The sequence below is a fragment of the Thauera butanivorans genome, from assembly GCF_048398245.1.
Taxonomy (GTDB): domain Bacteria; phylum Pseudomonadota; class Gammaproteobacteria; order Burkholderiales; family Rhodocyclaceae; genus Thauera; species Thauera butanivorans.
The window spans coordinates 1,850,476-1,867,642 of sequence record NZ_CP183038.1 but is presented as its reverse complement, the minus strand read 5'-3'; the positions used below and the strand labels follow the sequence as shown (position 1 = coordinate 1,867,642).

The 17,167-nt window shown below is 66.0% G+C and carries 17 protein-coding genes; 11 read left to right on the top strand and 6 right to left on the bottom strand.

Annotation, left to right across the window (positions count from 1 at the left end; all coding sequences use genetic code 11):
* Positions 1-6 precede the first annotated feature (6 nt).
* From ACNQFN_RS09050 to ACNQFN_RS09035, 4 genes are all read left to right on the top strand, one after another.
* Positions 7-1,146, top strand: a complete 1,140-nt coding sequence (locus tag ACNQFN_RS09050) for an ABC transporter permease (RefSeq protein ID WP_418648602.1) — start codon at positions 7-9, stop codon at positions 1,144-1,146.
* 50 nt (positions 1,147-1,196) lie between these two features.
* Positions 1,197-2,294, top strand: coding sequence for an NADH:flavin oxidoreductase/NADH oxidase (locus ACNQFN_RS09045; RefSeq protein ID WP_418648601.1), 1,098 nt, complete (start codon positions 1,197-1,199; stop codon positions 2,292-2,294).
* Positions 2,295-2,380: 86 nt separating this feature from the next.
* A complete protein-coding gene (locus ACNQFN_RS09040; protein ID WP_083953688.1) occupies positions 2,381-2,671 on the top strand; it encodes a nucleotidyltransferase family protein in 291 nt (96 codons plus the stop codon).
* Positions 2,672-2,689: 18 nt separating this feature from the next.
* The gene (locus ACNQFN_RS09035; protein WP_083953689.1) at positions 2,690-2,821 is read left to right on the top strand and encodes a HepT-like ribonuclease domain-containing protein; all 132 of its coding nucleotides are present in this window, start codon (positions 2,690-2,692) and stop codon (positions 2,819-2,821) included.
* Positions 2,822-3,136: 315 nt separating this feature from the next.
* Here ACNQFN_RS09035 and ACNQFN_RS09030 read toward each other — a convergent pair whose 3' ends face one another.
* From ACNQFN_RS09030 to ACNQFN_RS09020, 3 genes are all read right to left on the bottom strand, one after another.
* Positions 3,137-3,673: an RES family NAD+ phosphorylase gene (locus ACNQFN_RS09030; protein ID WP_418648600.1), complete on the bottom strand. Its 537-nt coding sequence runs from the start codon at positions 3,671-3,673 to the stop codon at positions 3,137-3,139.
* Between the two features lie 9 nt (positions 3,674-3,682).
* The gene (locus ACNQFN_RS09025) at positions 3,683-4,054 is read right to left on the bottom strand and encodes a hypothetical protein (protein WP_157659186.1); all 372 of its coding nucleotides are present in this window, start codon (positions 4,052-4,054) and stop codon (positions 3,683-3,685) included.
* Between the two features lie 180 nt (positions 4,055-4,234).
* Positions 4,235-5,698, bottom strand: a complete 1,464-nt coding sequence (locus ACNQFN_RS09020) for a PLP-dependent aminotransferase family protein (protein ID WP_068638364.1) — start codon at positions 5,696-5,698, stop codon at positions 4,235-4,237.
* A 136-nt stretch (positions 5,699-5,834) separates the two neighbouring features.
* On the opposite strand from ACNQFN_RS09020, the gene ACNQFN_RS09015 reads away from it, so the two are divergent.
* Positions 5,835-6,473: a pyridoxamine 5'-phosphate oxidase family protein gene (locus ACNQFN_RS09015; protein ID WP_418648599.1), complete on the top strand. Its 639-nt coding sequence runs from the start codon at positions 5,835-5,837 to the stop codon at positions 6,471-6,473.
* 56 nt (positions 6,474-6,529) lie between these two features.
* Here ACNQFN_RS09015 and ACNQFN_RS09010 read toward each other — a convergent pair whose 3' ends face one another.
* The 3 genes from ACNQFN_RS09010 to ACNQFN_RS09000 form a co-directional block, all read right to left on the bottom strand.
* Complete coding sequence (locus tag ACNQFN_RS09010; RefSeq protein ID WP_418648598.1) at positions 6,530-7,720, bottom strand: MFS transporter; 1,191 nt, start codon at positions 7,718-7,720, stop codon at positions 6,530-6,532.
* A gap of 394 nt (positions 7,721-8,114) precedes the next feature.
* Positions 8,115-8,528 carry a putative toxin-antitoxin system toxin component, PIN family gene (locus ACNQFN_RS09005; protein WP_418648597.1) on the bottom strand — a complete coding sequence of 138 codons (414 nt, stop codon included), beginning with the start codon at positions 8,526-8,528 and terminating at the stop codon, positions 8,115-8,117.
* Positions 8,529-8,531: 3 nt separating this feature from the next.
* Positions 8,532-8,705: a ribbon-helix-helix domain-containing protein gene (locus ACNQFN_RS09000; RefSeq protein WP_418648596.1), complete on the bottom strand. Its 174-nt coding sequence runs from the start codon at positions 8,703-8,705 to the stop codon at positions 8,532-8,534.
* A 174-nt stretch (positions 8,706-8,879) separates the two neighbouring features.
* Here ACNQFN_RS09000 and ACNQFN_RS08995 point away from each other — a divergent pair, with 174 nt between their 5' ends.
* The 6 genes from ACNQFN_RS08995 (at position 8,880) to ACNQFN_RS08970 (ending at position 17,166) form a co-directional block, all read left to right on the top strand.
* A complete protein-coding gene (locus ACNQFN_RS08995) occupies positions 8,880-9,446 on the top strand; it encodes a DUF2478 domain-containing protein (protein ID WP_418648595.1) in 567 nt (188 codons plus the stop codon).
* Between the two features lie 52 nt (positions 9,447-9,498).
* On the top strand, positions 9,499-10,554 hold the full coding sequence (locus ACNQFN_RS08990; RefSeq protein ID WP_418648594.1) for a FecCD family ABC transporter permease: 1,056 nt from the start codon (positions 9,499-9,501) through the stop codon (positions 10,552-10,554).
* Entirely contained in the window at positions 10,551-11,336 is a 786-nt protein-coding gene (locus ACNQFN_RS08985) for an ABC transporter ATP-binding protein (RefSeq protein WP_418648593.1), read from the top strand. The genes ACNQFN_RS08990 and ACNQFN_RS08985 overlap by 4 nt, the downstream gene beginning before the upstream one ends.
* 52 nt (positions 11,337-11,388) lie before the next feature.
* Positions 11,389-13,542: a TonB-dependent receptor gene (locus ACNQFN_RS08980; protein ID WP_418648592.1), complete on the top strand. Its 2,154-nt coding sequence runs from the start codon at positions 11,389-11,391 to the stop codon at positions 13,540-13,542.
* Positions 13,543-13,602: 60 nt separating this feature from the next.
* On the top strand, positions 13,603-14,676 hold the full coding sequence (locus ACNQFN_RS08975; protein ID WP_418648591.1) for an ABC transporter substrate-binding protein: 1,074 nt from the start codon (positions 13,603-13,605) through the stop codon (positions 14,674-14,676).
* 174 nt (positions 14,677-14,850) lie between these two features.
* Positions 14,851-17,166, top strand: coding sequence for a TonB-dependent receptor (locus tag ACNQFN_RS08970; protein ID WP_418648590.1), 2,316 nt, complete (start codon positions 14,851-14,853; stop codon positions 17,164-17,166).
* The last annotated feature ends 1 nt before the right edge of the window (position 17,167 follow it).

Sequence of the window (17,167 nt, the reverse complement as noted above, 5' to 3'; positions counted from 1 at the left end):
AACACCATGACCACGCGCAACAGCACCCTGCACAACACCTGGCATCTGGGCATCAAGGAATTCCACAGCCTGCTCGGCGACTGGACGATGCTGTTCCTGATCGTGTTCATGTTCACGCTGTCCGTCTATGCCGACGCCCGTGCCAAACCCGAAAGCCTGCACCGCGCCTCGATCGCCGTCGTCGACGAAGACCAGTCGCAGTTGTCCACCCGCATCATCGCCGCGCTGCAGCCGCCGCAGTTCATCGTGCCCGAACGCATCGGCCTGTCCGACATCGACCGCAGCATGGACGCCGGTCTGCACACCTTCGTGCTCGACATCCCGCCCAACTTCCAGCGCGACGTGCTGGCCGGCCGCGCGCCCGCGCTGCAGCTCAACGTCGATGCCACCCGCCAAAGCCAGGCGCAGACCGGCACCGGCTACATCCAGAACATCGTCAACGACGAAATCCGCGCCTTCGTGCAGCGCCAGCGCAGCACTGCGGCACAGCCGGTGCAACTGGTCGAGCGCGCGATGTTCAACCCCAATCTCGATGCCGGCTGGTTCGGCGCGATCACCGCGATCATCAACAACATCACCATGCTGGGCATCCTGCTCACCGGCGCCGCGCTGATCCGCGAACGCGAGCACGGCACCATCGAGCACCTGCTGGTGATGCCGGTGACGCCGTTCGAGATCATGCTGTCCAAGGTTTGGTCGATGGGCGTGGTGGTGCTGGTGGCCTCGTCCCTGTCGCTGCAGTTCGTCGCCAAGGGCCTGCTCGGCGTCGTCGTGCCGGGCTCGGCGCTGCTGTTCGGCATGGCCACCCTGCTCTACCTGTTCGCCGCCGCGTCGATCGGCATCTTCATGGGCACGGTGGCGCGCAACATGCCGCAGTTCGGCCTGATGGCGATTCTCGTGCTGCTGCCGCTGCAGATCCTGTCGGGCGCGCTGACGCCGCTCGAAAGCATGCCGGACGTCGTCCGCTGGCTGATGTCGCTGACGCCCACCACCCACTTCGTCAGCCTCGCCCAGGCAATCCTGTTCCGCGGCGCCGGCATCGACGTGGTATGGCCCGCCTTCGCCATGGTCGCGCTGATCGGCAGCATCTTCTTCGCCCTCGCCCTCCACCGCCTGCGCAACACCATCGGCAAGATGCAGAGCTGAACCGGCCCCCTCCCTCATCGCACCCTCGCACGACCCCAAGGACCCGCTCCATGTCGGCACTGTTCCAGCCTTTCTCGCTCAAGGACGCCACCCTCCGCAACCGCATCGCCATCCCGCCGATGTGCCAGTACATGGCCGTCGACGGCGTCGCCAACGACTGGCACCGGGTGCATTACCCCGCCCTGGCGCGCGGCGGCGGCGGCCTGGTCATCGTCGAAGCCACCGCAGTCTCGCCGGAAGGCCGCATCACGCCCGCCTGCCTCGGCCTGTGGAACGATGCCCAGGCCGAGGCCCTCGCCCCCATCGCCGCTGCGATCAAGGCTGCCGGCGCGGTGCCCGGCATCCAGATCGGCCACGCCGGCCGCAAGGCCAGCGCCAACCTGCCGTGGCAGGGCGACGACCACATCGCCGACGGCGATCCGCGCGGCTGGCCGACGATTTCGCCCTCAGCCGTCGCCTTCGGCGCCAAGCTGCCGAAAGTCCCCAAGGCCATGACGCTGGACGACATCGCCCGCGTCCGCGCGGACTTCGCCGCCGCTGCCCGGCGTGCGCGCAACGCCGGTTTCGAATGGCTGGAGCTTCACTTCGCCCACGGCTACCTGGGCCAGAGCTTCTTCTCGGTGCATGCCAACCAGCGCGACGACGCCTACGGCGGCAGCGCCGAAAACCGCGGCCGCTTCCTGCTCGAGACCCTGGCCGCGGTGCGCGAAGTCTGGCCGGAAAACCGCCCCCTCACCGCCCGCTTCGGCGTCATCGAATACGACGGCCGCGACGAGGAAACCCTGGCCGAAGCCATCGGCCTCACCCGCAATCTCAAGCGTGGCGGGCTCGACCTGCTGAGCGTCAGCGTCGGCTTTTCCACGCCGAAGGCCGACATACCCTGGGGCCCCGCCTTCCTCGCTCCCATCGCCGCCCGCGTGCGCGAAGAAGCCGCCATCCCGGTCGCCTCGTCCTGGGGCATCGGCACGCCTGAACTCGCCGAAGCCACCGTCGCCAACGGCCAGCTCGACCTCGTCATGGTCGGCCGCTCCCACCTCGCCAACCCGCACTGGCCGATGCACGCCGCAAAGGTGCTGAAGGTCGAGCGTCCGACCTGGGTGCTGCCGGCGCCGTACGCGCATTGGCTGGAACGGTATCGGACCGAGTGAAGCTCGCGCGGGGCCGGAAGCCCGGCTCCACGGCCAGTCGGTGTGCGCTGTACAATTCGGGAACACCTGCATCCGGGGGTTGAAGAATGCTGCTCGACCAATTGCACGCCCAGAAAGATGCCATTGCCGCTCTGGGCAGGACATATGGCGCCCGGCGCATCCGTGTTTTCGGCTCAGTGGCCCGAGGTGAAGAACGTCCCGAAAGCGACGTGGATTTTCTCGTGGAATTCGATCCCGGCTACGATTTGTTTGCGCAGCGCCTGCCCTTGGCTCGACAACTGTCCGAATTGCTGGGACGCCCGGTCGATCTGGTTCCAGAACATGAACTGAACCGTCACCTGCGCGACAGCATCCTCGCGGAAGCCATCGAGCCATGAGCAAATCCTGGGCGTGACATCGCCGGCTTCCACAACATTCTGGTGCACAACTATCTGGGCAACATCGATCCATCCACCATTGCCACGGTAATCGATCAGCATTTTCCTGCGCTTCAGGCCTGTATGCAGACAATGCTGACAGACAAATGACGTTCAAGTTGTCGAGTGCGACTTCACCGCGTTGATTGCCGCCGCCAAGCGCCCGGCCGCTTCCACCGCCGCCTGATCCTCAAGGTTGCCGTAGCCCAGCACCAGCCGATTGCACACCTGGCGGCCGGGTGAATCCGGACAGCGCCCTCACTCATGTACAAGGATTTCCTGGTCGAGCGACGCAAGCTGATGGCTGCAACTATCCGTGATTACTACCAAGCGCTCTAAATTCAGCTCCCGAGGCAATGCACCGCTTGGCCGACCAACTTGTCCCGCTGAGCAAGCGGCGTCAATAGGCACACCGCGCGAACTGGCTCATGCCAGCCCATGAGCATTCGCCCACATCAGCCAATCGATGGATTCACTCGTCACGATTTCCAGCGTGGCGTCCGCACCCATCCGATCGGGGAACAGAATGAGGTTGTCGCAAGCCCACCTGGCCCCCGGTGCGATCAGGCCATCACAGCCCAGGAATTCGATGGCCGCACCGATCTCCTGAGTACGGGGCAAATTCATACCGGCATAGGTATTTTCGGGCACACCCAGCACTGTCAGGTCCGCTCTCACGAGCTTCAGGGTCCGATGAGCCACCACACGCAACGTATGCAGCATGACGGGCTTTGTCGGACGCGGGCTGAGTTGTCCCCAATGGAACGCAATCTCGGCCAGCGCTCCCTCGCGTGCAAGGCTGGTGTAGAGCACACCGGCGCCGTCACGCCGCATCCAACGCCCACCGCTGTACGAACTGGCCAACGGGCTCAGCCCCTGTCGTGTGCCCCGGAAGACCTCACCGACGAAGGTTTCCTTCGGAAAGGCATCCAGTCGGTCGAGCAGTTCAGGATCGTGGATCATCCCGGGGCTTTACAGATGAACACCATCGAGCAACTGATTGACGCAGGCCAGTACTTCGTCGACACGGCCCTGCTGAATGAGCTCGGCGGGCACTCGGTCGTCCAGCAGACGTTGGCGTGCGAAGAGCCACAGGCGGGCGTCGTGAGGTTCGTAGATGTCGGCGAGTTTGTCGATGACGAACTCCAGTTCGAGAAGTTGCTTCTCGGTACTGGCATGCGGCAGCGCCTTGCCCGTGTTCCATCGGGAAACCGTCTCGGGCCGTATGTTCAGGACGTTGGCGATGTCGGACGAGCGCATCGCCCCCTTGGTCTGGATCGCCTCCAGGCGGCGTGCAATCGCATTGCCCATGACATGGACCTCAATGGAAAGGAAGGTGAGCACGGCGAGTCTCCCGGCTTGCGCCCGGTCCAAATATAGCGCTTTATGTTGCGTAACAACAGGCGGTTTGAATTGACGTTTTCAATGCGCTTCGATGTCTCGAGATGTAGATCAACGCTCCCCGGTGCATGCTGCGCGATGCTGTGGCGGATTATCGCCAGAAAACGGGGTTGCAATTGCCTGTCATCCAACCGCCAAGCCCGTCCGCCAACCATCCACCGCCGCCACCAGCCGCCCGACCGCTTCGGCAACCGTACTCTCCTCCAGGTTGCCGTAACCGAGCACCAACCCATTGCACGCCAGCGGCGGCCGGGCGAATCCGGACAACGCCCGCACGCCCAACCCCAGCGCGGCGGCGCGGCGGGCCGCTTCGACATCCGGCACCGCATCCGGCAGCCACAGCACCAGATGCAGGCCGGCCTCGCCGCCTGACAGTTCCACCCGCTCGCCGAAGGCGGCGACCAGCGCGGTGCGCAGCGCCTCCTGCCGCGTGGCATAGCGGGCGCGCATGCGCCGCAGGTGGGCGGCGTAGTGGCCGCGCAGGATGAAGTCTGCCAGCGCGCGCTGCTCGACCCCCTGGCCGGCGCGCGTCGCCATCGCGGCGGCACGGGCGAAGTCGGCGGCGACGTGCCGTGGCAGCACGGCATAGCCCAGGCGCAGCCCCGGATAGAGCGTCTTGCTGAAGGTGCCGAGATAGACCACGGGCGCATCGGGCCGCAGGCCGAACAGCGCGGGCGGCGCCGGCCCGCCGCGGCGGAATTCGCTGTCGTAGTCGTCCTCGACGATCCAGGCGCCGGCCTGCTGCGCGCGCGCGATCAAGTCCAGACGCCGGGCCAGCGACATGACGCGGCCGGTGGGGTACTGGTGCGAAGGCGTGGCCATGACCAGGCGCGGGCGGTGCTCGTGCCAGTCGCGCTCGGTCGGCGCCAGCCCTTCGGCATCGACGGCAACGTCGTACACCCGCAGCCCGGCCAGGCCGAAGGCGGCGCGGGCGGCGATGTAACCGGGGTTCTCCACCCACACCGTTTCGCCCTGGTCGGCAAGAAGGCGGGCGCAAAGATCGAGCGCGGCCTGCGCGCCGCTGGTGACGACGACCTGCCCGGCATCGACAGGCAGGCCGCGCACGCTGGTGAGGTGGCCGGCCAGGGCCTCGCGCAGCGCCGGATCGCCGCCGTCGCGGGCATAACCGAGCTGCCGCCAGTTCACCTCGCGCCAGGCGCGTTCCAGGCAGGCCCGCCAGGCACGGAAGGGAAAGGCGCCGTAATCATGCACGCCAAGGGAAAACGGCAGGGCCTCAGCCTCCCTCGCCGGCAGCGACCCCAGCATGTCCGCCGCACGGGCGGACAACTGCCGTGGCCCAAATGCCGCCGCATCGCCGAACAGCACGGCGGTGCGAACAGGCAGCCGTGCGACGCAGGTGCCCTGGCGGCCGGCATCGAGGCAACCTTCGGCCGCCAGTTGTTCGTAGGCAAAGAGCACGGTATTGCGCGCGATGCCCAGCGATGCGGCCAGGCTGCGGCTGGCCGGCAGGCGCGTGCCCGGCGGCAGGCGGCCGGACAGGATGGCTTCGCGCAGGCGCCGGTACAGCAGGCGCTGGCGGGGCACGGCATCGGGCAGCGGCGGGGCGAGCAGCCAGTCGAGTTCCATCGTGGCTCCATGAACAAGGGGATTCGTGGCCCTACAAAAGGTACCACGGCCGCCGTAGCCTGAAGCCCGTCGATGCTTGCGAGCTTCCCGCCTCCAGGCGCCCTCTTCCACCTCACCCGTTCAAAGGTCTGCCGCCATGCCCCCGGTTTCCGCCCCCTCCTCCCGCACCCGCGTCCGCCGCCTGCCGGACCGCGCGCACTACGACGCCGACACCGTCGCCGCCATCGTCGATGCCGCGATGCTATGCACCGTCGCCTTCCAGATCGACGGCATGGTGCATGCCATCCCCACCATCCATTGGCGCGAAGGCGGGCATCTGTACATCCACGGCGCCAAGGCGTCGCGCATGCTCAAGGCGCTGACGGCGGGCGAAGCCTGTGTAACGATCGCGTTGGCCGATGGCCTGGTGCTGGCACGTTCGGCGATGCACCACTCGATGAACTATCGCTCAGTCGTCATCTATGGCCGCTTCGAGCCGGTGACCGACCCCAGCTACAAGCTGAACAGCCTGCGCGCCTTCATCGAAGGCCTCTATCCCGGCCGCTGGGACACGCTGCGCCCCATCACCGACAAGGAACTGAACGCCACCGGCCTGCTGCGCATCGCGCTGTCCGAGGCTTCGGCCAAAATCCGTGCGCATGGCGTCAAGGACGACGAGGAAGACCTGAGCTGGCCGGTGTGGGCAGGCGTGGTCCCATTGCGCACCGTCGCTGGCGAGCCGGTGGCCGAGCGGGACAGCGTGCTGCAGGAGGTGCCGCAGACGCGCCTCGGCTGAACGCCCATGCCACATCATGCGCGCACACTACACGGGCCGCTCGCCCCGGCCCTGGTTCAAACCCGCCCGGCACCGCCTGCGGCCGTCTCGCGCCGGCGGCGCAGGCCCAGCCACAGCAGGGCCGCGCCGGTCAGCAGCACCGGCACCAGCGAACCGAGGTTCAGCAGCGCCCAGCCCTGCGTCGTCACCAGTGCGCCCGAGGCGAAGGACGTCAGCGCCATCGTCGCGAATACGGCAAAGTTGATCGCCGCCTGGGCCTTGTCCTTTTCTTCCGGGCGGTAAGCCTGCATCGCCAGCGTGGTGCTGCCGGTAAAGAGGAAATTCCAGCCCACCCCAAGCAGGAACAGCGAAACCAGGAACTGGTGCAGATCCTGCCCCGACAGCGCGATCAGGATGCAGGCCAGGTTCAGCACCACGCCGGCGCCCATCACCGGCAGCACACCGAAGCGCTTGATCAGGTGGCCGGTGAAGAAGCCCGGCGCGAACATGCCGATGACGTGCCACTCCAGCACCAGCGCGGCATCCGAGAACGGCATGCCGCACACGTCCATCGCCAGCGGCGTCGCCGCCATCAGCAGGTTCATGACCCCATAGCCGAGCGCCGCGCCCAGGGTGGATACGATGAACACCGGCTGGCGCATGATCTCGCCCAGCGGCCGCCCGCCGGCCGCGCCCGCGGCCTGCTTCGGCTCGGGCGGGAAACGGATGCCCGCCATCACCGCCATCGACACCAGCGCCACCACCGACAGCGCCAAATAGGAACCGAGAAAAGGCGCGGCCATCGCCTCGCGCGTGTGGTTCGCCAGGTTCGGCCCGATCACCGCGCCGATCAGCCCGCCCGCCAGCACCAGCGACACCGCCTTCTCGCGGAACGACGGCGGCGCCAGCTCGGCGGCGGCAAAGCGGTAGAGCTGGCCATTGGCGCTGTAGTAGCCGGCAATCACCGTCCCCGCCACCAGCAGCCAGAAACTGCGTAGATACAGCGCCAGCGCGCACAGCAAGGCCGTCAGCAGCGCGACCAGCAGACCGAGCTGGAACGAGGTCTTGCGCCCCCAGCGCTGCTGGCTGCGCGCCACCAGCCCGGTCGACATCGCCCCACCCACCACATAACCCATCACCGGCAGCGTCGCCATCCACGCCACCGGCGCCAGCGCCAGCCCCACCAGACCGTTGATGGCGATGAACACCACGTTGTTGGTCAGAAACAAGCCCTGGGCGATGGCCAGCAGCCAAAGATTCTTCTTCATAAGCAAATCGTTGTTTTTTGATCTAAGGCGTGAATGTACCGCGTTGTGCGGTGGACGTGCGGTTGGTGTTGCTCGGGGTGTCGTGCTGGGCCCGGATTTGCTCGGCGCAAGGGGGGCAGACTGCTGGCATCAGCATGCCTGCATGATCCATGTCACACAGACCATGTTGTATGGGTAGCGACTACCGTGGGGAAGAATGTATCTTCCGATGAGAGCGATATGTGCTTTTTTGGGGCGCAAGTGCGACGGCGAACCCGACGTCAAGACGCTATGGAGTTCTGGCCACATTTCCTGGACTTCATGAAGAAGCTGAAAGGCTCAGTGAAGCAGTAATCAAGCGCGCCCAGCAGGCCTTAGCAATTTGTGCCAAACGTGGCTCACACCCTCGTCATGGCTAACCGTGCGGCAAATGTCCCTGCTGCTCCAGAAAATTGCGCACGGTGATGATTCGGCGTTGCATGCTCAGCAGGTCGCGCTTGTCGCCGGTAAGCAGGAAGTCTGCGCTTACCGCTTCGGCCATGGCCAGCAGGTAACTGTCATAAGGATCGGCACAGGCGGTGACGACGGGAAGCCGCCCCGTCATGATGGTGAGTTCGCGCAGTTGATTGACGAGCCGCCCCGCCAGTGCCGGATTCAGCCGCTCACGCACCTTGGGATAGCGTGTGACGCGCATCAGTTCGTCGAGTCGTTCGGCGCTGCTCACCAGGTCGAACTGCCCCTGCCGCCACAGCAGGATGAGGCGCGCAGGCAGACTGGTTTCGATCAGCAGGGCGCTGATCAGGATATTGGTATCGACAACGAGTCGCACGGCTCAGGAAGCGGAGCGCGTGGACGTGCGGGCGGCGGTTACGGCATCGGCCAGCAAGGTTTCCAGTTCATCGGCGGAGATGCCAGCAAACTGTGCGCGGGCGTCGGCGATCGTCTGGTCGAGCACTCGCCATTTGACGGCGTCCTCGATGAATTTCGAGAGATCGCCCTTCTTCATGCCGCGCTGCAAACCGAGCCTCTCCGGTACCTTCCGGGAAAACGGCCCGCACCTTAATCTGAATCAAATCCGAATCGTCGTATACGGTTGTATATTTCGACTCACCCAATCATCCACGGACTCGTTCGGGCACCTGCGTGAACAAGTCCGCCCCGCTTTTCCGGCCGGGCTGCCATGAACGAAGAGATCGAATCCAGCGCTTCCGCCTCGCAGCGCACAGCAAGCACCCTTGCCGCCGCAGCCATCGTCCATACCCATCATGACGAGGTCGATGGTCTGCTGGCGGATTTCGCAAGCTCCCTGCGTGAGCGCGGCTGGAAGGTGGGCGGCGTCGTTCAGCGGCAGTCGGGCGGCACGGACAAGGAACACACCCATCTCGTCGATCTCGACAGCGGCGCCACCTTTCCGCTGTTCCAGCGCCTGGGCAGCGGCTCGACTTCGTGCAGCCTGGATGCGAGCGGCGTCGTCGCCGCCAGCGCCGCACTGCGCCGCGCCCTGCAGGACGGCGCCGATCTCACCATCGCCAATCGCTTCGGCGCACTCGAAGCCGGCGGCAGCGGCTTTGCCGCCGAAATGCTCGCGCTGATGAGCGAGAACCGGCCGCTGCTGACCGTCGTCAGCGATGATTACCTGCGCGACTGGCGCTGGTTCACCGGCGGCGCTGCGGCCGAACTGCCACCCAGCCTGCCCGCGCTCGAAGCCTGGTTTGTCAGCATCGCCGGCGGGCTGCGGCGGCAATGACCCCGACCGGGCGCCCGTCCGCCGCCCCGGCCCCGTACTGCGCGAACGGCACATGAACGAAGCCAGCCCGCCGTCCTCCGCCCTCACCACCGCGCTGCCGCACATTCATCTGCGCTGGGTGGTGGCGCCCCTGCTGGCACTGGCCGCGACGCTGGTCGCGCTGTCGGTCGGCCGCTATCCGGTGCCAGCCTCGGAGACGATCCATTTCCTGCTGGCTGCCGCGGGCCTCGCGCCGATGGAGCTGGAACGCTACGCGCTGCTGCACAACCTGATCGTCGAAATCCGCCTGCCGCGCGTGCTGGCGGCCATCCTGGTCGGCGCCGCGCTGTCGGTCTCGGGCGCGGCCTACCAGGCCCTGTTCCGCAACCCGCTGGTGTCGCCGGGGCTGCTGGGCGTGCTGGCCGGCGCCTCGGCGGGGGCCGCTCTCGGCATCCTGCTGGACGGCAACTGGCTGCTGGTGCAGACCAGCGCCTTCGCCATGGGACTGGCCGCGGTCGGCATCGGTGTGGGCATCGCCCACCTGTTCGGCGGCGGCTCGATCATCATGCTGATCCTCGGCGGCATCCTCAGCGGCGCGCTGTTCGCATCGCTGCTGACGATGGTGAAGTACGTCGCCGACCCCTACAGCCAGTTGCCGGCCATCGTCTATTGGCTGATGGGGAGCCTGGGGCAGGCCACCACCAGCGACATCGCCTGGGCCGCCGTGCCGATGCTGGCCGGCATCGTGCTGCTGTGCCTGATGGGCCGCGCCCTGGATGCGCTGTCGATGGGCGACGACGAGGCGCGCGCGCTCGGCGTGCCGGTGACGGCAGTGCGGCTGGTGACGATCGCGGCCGCCACGCTGATTTCGGCGCTGACGGTGTCCATCGCCGGCATGATCGGCTGGATCGGCCTCATCGTGCCGCACATCGCCCGCCTGCTGGTGGGGCCGGGCAATGCGCTGCTGCTGCCGGCCTCGGCAAGCCTGGGGGCCGCCTTCCTGCTCTTCTCGGACGGCCTGGCCCGCAACCTGTTCACCACCGAGTTGCCGATCGGCATCGTCACCGAACTGCTCGGCATCCCGGTGTTCCTGATCGTGCTGCGCCGCGTGCGGCGGGGGTGGACATGATCCTCGCCGCGCGGGACATCCGCTTCGCCTACCGTGGCCGGCCCGTGCTGGCCGGCGCCAGCCTCGCCCTCTCCCCCGGCGAACTGGTCTGCCTGCTGGGCTGCAACGGCGCGGGCAAGAGCACGCTGCTCAGGATCATGCTGGGGCTGCAGCGCCCCGCACAGGGGGCGGTGACGCTCGACGGCCAGCCGCTTGCGGCACTGAACCGCCGCCAGTTGGCGCAGTTCATCGCCTACGTGCCCCAGGTGCATGTCGCCCCCTTCCCCTACACCGTGCAGCAGGTCGCGCTGATGGGCCGGCTGCCGGCCACCGGCATCCTCAAGGCGCCCGGTGCGGACGACCTCGCCTGCGTGCGCCGCCTGCTCGAACACATGGGCATAGCCCACCTGGCCGGACGCGCCTACACCGAGGTGTCCGGCGGCGAACGGCAACTGACCCTGATCGTGCGCGCGCTGGCGCAGGAAGCCCGCCTGCTGGTGATGGACGAGCCGCTCGCCGGGCTCGACTACGGCAACCAGCTGCGGCTCCTCGACCGCCTGGAAGGGCTCGCCGCGGAGGGCTACGGCGTGCTGATGACCACCCACGACCCGAACCAGCCGCTCAGCGGCTGCCAGCGCGTGGCGCTGCTGAGCGAAGGCCGCATCGCCGCCGACGGCCCTGCCGGCGAGGTGCTGACGCCCGACGCCATCCATCGCCTGTACGGCGTCCGCGTGGCGCTGATGCGCGGCGCCGACGGCCGCGGCATCGCCTTCCGGCCCGTTGCCAGGGAGTGCCGGCCATGAAGCGGCGCCCCGCATCCGGTTTTCCTGCACGAAATGACCAAGGGAGAAGATGATGTCCTGTCGCATACCGGCGGTTTCAGTCCTGCTGTTGCTGCCCACGATGACGCTGGCCCAGTCCGGCAGCACTCCGGTCCTGCCACCGGTGGTGGTGGATTCGGGCGTATTCACCGAACACGAGCGCGAGCGGGCCACCAGCGCCTTCCTGATCGGCAAGGAGACGATCGAGCATTCCTCCGCCGAGAACCTGAGCGAACTGCTGATCGAACAGGGCATCACCGTCGAGGCCACACCGACCGACCATGGCGAGAACACCACCTTGCTGCGCGGCTTCCAGACCGAGCACCTGATGACCGAGGCCAACGGCAAGCTCCTGATCCTCATCGACGGCCGACGCTCCGGCGTCGCCAATACCCGCCAGATCGCCCTGCACAACGTGGAGCGGGTGGAAATCCTGCGCGGCCCCAAGATGTTCAAGTATTCCATGGGCTCGCCCGGCGGCATCATCAACGTCGTCACCCGGCGCGGCGGCCCCGACCGCATCAGCGGCTCCGCGCGGCTGGGCTACGGCAGCCACGACACCTCGCGCGCCGGCGTCGACATCGATGGCCAGTCCGGCGGCTTCGACTACGCTTTCGGCTACGAACACGGCACCGTGCGCAGGGACTACCGCGACGGCGACGGCAAGCGGGTGCACAACACCCGCACCGACGGCACCGAGCGCGCGAGCTTCAACCTCGGCTACAGCTTCAACGAACGCCACCGCATCGGCATCGACGGCTACCACTACGCCGTCGACAAGGCCCACCGGCCGTCCTATGTCGACGAGGAAGGCGAAATCCGCGACAACAGCTACACCGACCGCGAAACCCAGCTCCTGCACCTGAACTACGAAGGCGCCAGCGAAAACGGCCGGCTGTCGTGGCGCGGCAACATCGGCTGGGGCAAGGATCTGTACGAAACCTACGAGGCCAGTTCGCGCTACCCCAAGGGGCAGGAAGCACGCTCGAAGCGTGCCCAGGGCAGCATGACCTACACCTCCGAGCGCTTCGACCTCACCGGCGGCCTCGACTACATCAAGTACGAGCTCGACAACTCTTCCACCGCCCGCGGCGCCTTCCTGCAGCCGGGCGGGCGCGATCCCCAATGGGCGGGCCTGGGCTTTCCGATGCACTCGACCAGTTCCACCACGCTGTGGGGCGCCTTCCTGGTGGGCACGCTCAAGCTCGACGACGGACGCCTGAACCTGTCCGGCGGCCTGCGCTACGAGCACGCGCGGGCCAAGGACCTGTCGGTGGGCGACGAGCACTACGACCGCGTTCCCTATTTCACCAGCCGGGGCATCACCGACCGCAGCCAGTTGCCCACCAGCCGCAGCTTCGACCATGTGTCGCCGACTTTCGGTATCAGCTACCTGCCGGCCGACTGGCTCAAGCTGCGGGCCAACTACACCCAGGGCTGGCGCGCGCCGTCCGGGCGTCAGCTCTTCGCCAGCAGCTTCTATGAAGACTACGGCGCACCCGGCGACCCGCGGCTGAAGCCCGAATTCACCGACGCCTTCGAAGTCGGCTTCGACATCGCGCGCGAGCGCTGGCGGCTGTCTGCCACCTACTTCTATTACGAGGTCAAGGACAACATCTACATCTATCCCGGCGTCCGCGAAGACGGTTCAGGCGCGCAGGGCCGCGTGATGATGAACGTGGACCGGCGCATCCAGGAAGGCATCGAGCTGCAGGCCAGCACGAACCTGCGCGACATTCCGGGGCTGGGCGGGCTGGAGCTGCGCCCGTACATCAACGCCATCCACATGACGCGTAAGAAGGAAGTCATCGACGAGGGCGGCCCCGGGCTGCAGGGCAAGTGGTGGCCGATCACACGGATGCCGGACACCGCCGTCGGCTACGGCTTCGGCTTCGGCCATGCGGCGGCGAAGCTCTCCGGCAACCTCAACTTCAACTACTACGGCAAGCAGTACGGCGGCCGCGCCAACGTCGGCGACGGCCCGCTGGTCGGCTTCGGCAAGTTCACCGTGGCCAACCTGAGCGTGCGCAAGCGCCTGTGGGAAAGCGGGCCGTCCAACAGCGTCGATCTGAAGATGGACATCAACAACCTGTTCGACAAGACCTACTCCTATCTCGGCCGTGTCCCGGAGGATGCCTATGCCTACCCGGGGCGCAACATCCACGCCACGCTGATCTACAACTTCTGAGCGAGGCATGGCGGCGGCACACCGCACTCGCGGGGCCGCCGCCACGGACGGGAGCCAAGCATGAGGATCGGACGGAAGGCAGCGCTATACAGCCTGGCACTGGCGGCCTGCCTGTGGGGCGCCGGCCCCGGCGCGGCGTCGGCGAGCGAGCCCGCGGGCTGCAGTGCCGGCGCCGGACAGACACGGCAGATCGTCGACATGGCGGGGCGGACCGTGGTCCTGCCGCCGACGATAGAACGCATCGCCACCATCGGCTCGGTGCCCGTGATCAACGGCTATCTGTTCGCTCTCGGCGCCGGAGACCGGATCGTGAACGGCCTGCCGCCGCGCTTCACACAGACCGCGCGCTGGCGGCTGCAGGGCGAGATCGCGCCCGGGCTCGCCGAGCGCCCCGTGCTGCAGGGCCAGGCGGGCAACGGAGTCAATCTCGAAACCCTGCTCGGCCTCGCCCCGGACCTCGTCATCACGATGGACACGCCCAGCGCGCGGGCGCTGGAGGCAGCGCGGATTCCGGTGATCGTCATCGAATGGCGGCACGCCCAGGACATCGAGGCGAGCATGGCGCTGCTGGGCTGCGCGCTCGACCGCGTGCAGCGGAGCGAAGACTACCTGCGCTATTTCGAGGCCACGCTGCAGCGCGTCCGCGAAACGCTGGCGGACCTCGCGCCGGCCGACCGACCCAAGGTGCTGTACTTCAACCCGGGCACCATGGCCACGCCGCTGGTGATCGCCAACTGGTGGATCGAGGCGGCTGGCGGGCGCAGCGTCACCGCCGCGCTCGCCGGCGAGGGCAGCGCGCACTACACCCATGAACAGCTCCTGCTGTGGAACCCCGACGTGCTCATCGTCAATTCCCCCGAGCAGGTGGCCGCCATCCACCGCGACGAGCGCTTCGCCCGGCTTGCCGCGGTCAGGCACGGCAGGGTCCATGCCACCCCGATCGGCGCCCACGCGTGGGGACAGCGGACCATCGAGCAACCGCTCACCGTGCTGTGGGCCGCCAAGCTGCTCCATCCCGACAGGTTCGCCGGAGTCGACATGGAAGGCGAAATGGGGAGTTTCTACCGGCGTTTCTTCAAATACGGCCTGACTGGAGAGGAAGCCCGGTCGATTCTGGCCGGCAGCGCCCGATGATTCGGCACGCAAAAAAGCCGCCACGGGCAGTCGCAATGTGCAGGCAACGTTCCATGCGCGCGTTGCGGCCGTACGAAAGCAGCGAGCGGTTCGATACCCCTGCTCCCCGCCATTACGCGGAACAGGGTCTGTCCTCCGTCTCCATCCCCGTACATCCCAGTGAAGGAGCTTTTGATGAACGCCCAAGCAGCAATCGGACACACGGCATCGTCGCCAACCCGAGCGGCTCGACAACGACACCAAGGTCACCGACCACCCGCCAAGACCTTCCCGAGACTCTCGGTGCTGGTGGCCTGCCTGCTACCTGTCTTCGCCCAAGCAGAAGAAGCAGATCAAACCCTGGAGGCGGTCACGGTCAGGGCGGAAGCGCTCCAGGAGAGATCCAGCGTCGGCTCACGTGAGGTGGTGACACGCGAAAAAATCCAGACCTTCAACAACTTCGGCATGACCAACGCCTACCAGGCGATTTCCCTGGAGCCAGGGGTGGACGTCCGTCACAACGATCCGACGGGGACGACCGCCAACTACAAGATTCGCGGCAGATCGAGCCGGGGCCACGCCTTGATTCTGGAAGGACTGCCGTTCAAGGGCATCGGCATCGGTCAGCCGATCCAGGATCTGGTCGATATGGAGAACATTGAGACGATCACGGTCGAGAAGGGCGCCGTTCCGGCAAACGGGAGCTTCGGCTTCGGCAACCTGATCGACATGAAATTCATGCGCCCGACCGAAAAATCCTCGGCTACCGCCAAACAGGTGGCCGGCTCGCACGACTTCAGCAAGACTTTCGTCCGGCTCGATACCGGAGCACTCGGCGGCAGCATCCGGGCCTTCTTTTCGGCATCCCTGGTCGATACTGACAAGTTCAAGGGTTTCGGCAAGGGCCTCGACCGGGAGAATTTCTCTTTCGGCATCACCGGCGGCTCGCCGCAAGGCGTGGAGTGGGAAATTTTCGGCGTCTACAACGACGAGGAGCGAGACGCCTACAAAGGACTCAGCTACGCACAGAGCACCCATCTCGGCAGCAACTGGAAGCAGGATTTCAACCGCAGCCGGACTGGTGTCGCGACACAGGACATCAATTATTACGCCTACAACCGGGAGGATTATCGAACCACTACGATCCTCGGAAAACTGAAGATTCCCTTCGGTCAGGACGCCACCCTGACTTTCAGGCCCTACTTCACGAACGACAAGGGCAATGCCTGGGCAGGAAGCAGCCAGACGCTGGTCGACCTCGTACCAAGGCAGAACGTGATCGTCGAATCGCTGCTCGACCGCGATACCTTCGGCGCCGTGCTGGAATACGAGAAAAAATGGCAGGACGCCCGCCTCAACGTCGGTTACTGGCATGGAGAGCATGAACCGCCTGGGCCACCCACCGCCCGAAAAGCCCGCGACACCAATCTGAACTTCGTCGGCTGGGCAAATCTCTACGGGGTCGGGAAGCGGTACAACTACCGTGCGCCCTACGTAGCGTTCTCGAAAACCCTCGACAGGACGGTCATAGACACCGGCCTGAAACATATGAGCATCGCCTCGGCCAAGTTCGTCAGCTACGATACCACGGGCATCAGCGACGTCAGTTACGAGCAGGCCAGGAAACAGGCCAGCGGCGTGTTGTTCACCTTGCCGTCCAACACCCACGAGATATGGCTGCCGAGCATCGGCGCCACGCACCACGTAAACGAGACTTCCTCGATCAAGGCCAGCTACGGAAGAAATTTCGACTGGCCGGAGTTCGGCTGGGCCAGCAGCGCCATGAACTATTTCAGGACTTTCACGGTAGCCAGCGGCTTGGCACCCGCCGTAGCCGAGCAAAGGCTCCAGAACCTGTGGGCAAAGCGCATCCGCCCCATGGAGTCCGACGATTTCGATCTCGACTACCACTATTCGTCTGACCGGCTTGCGCTCACCTCCTCGCTCTACTACAAGCGGCTGAAATACGTCGGCACCAGCATCTACGATCCGACGGTACAACTGTCCTACACCCAGAACTCGGGTGAGGCGCGTTCTTATGGCCTGGAGTTCGGTTCGAGTTACCGGGCCTCCAACAAGCTGAATCTCAACCTGGCGCTCAGCTACAGCGACACGTCCTTCACGTCCGACGTCCAGACCGGCGTCAACACGGTGGTTGCCGCCAAGGGCAAACAACTCCCTGACCGGCCCAAGTTCTACGGCAGCGTTTCTGCCGTCTACGATCTGAACGGCTATCGCATCGCGCCCGTCGTGCGCTATCTCGGCAAGCGCTACGCGGATGTGTTGAATCAGTACAGCGTCGATGCCACCTGGCTTGCGGATCTGTCCGTCACGAAGGGTGTCGTCATGGGCCCGCACAAGCTGCAGTTTTCGCTGAGCGCGATGAATCTCTTTGACAAGAAATACATCTCGACGATCTCCACTTCCGATGTCAATACGAATCAGGGCGCACCGACCTATCTGGTCGGCGCGACGCGAAGCGTATTCGCATCGGCTCAGTACCAGTACTGAG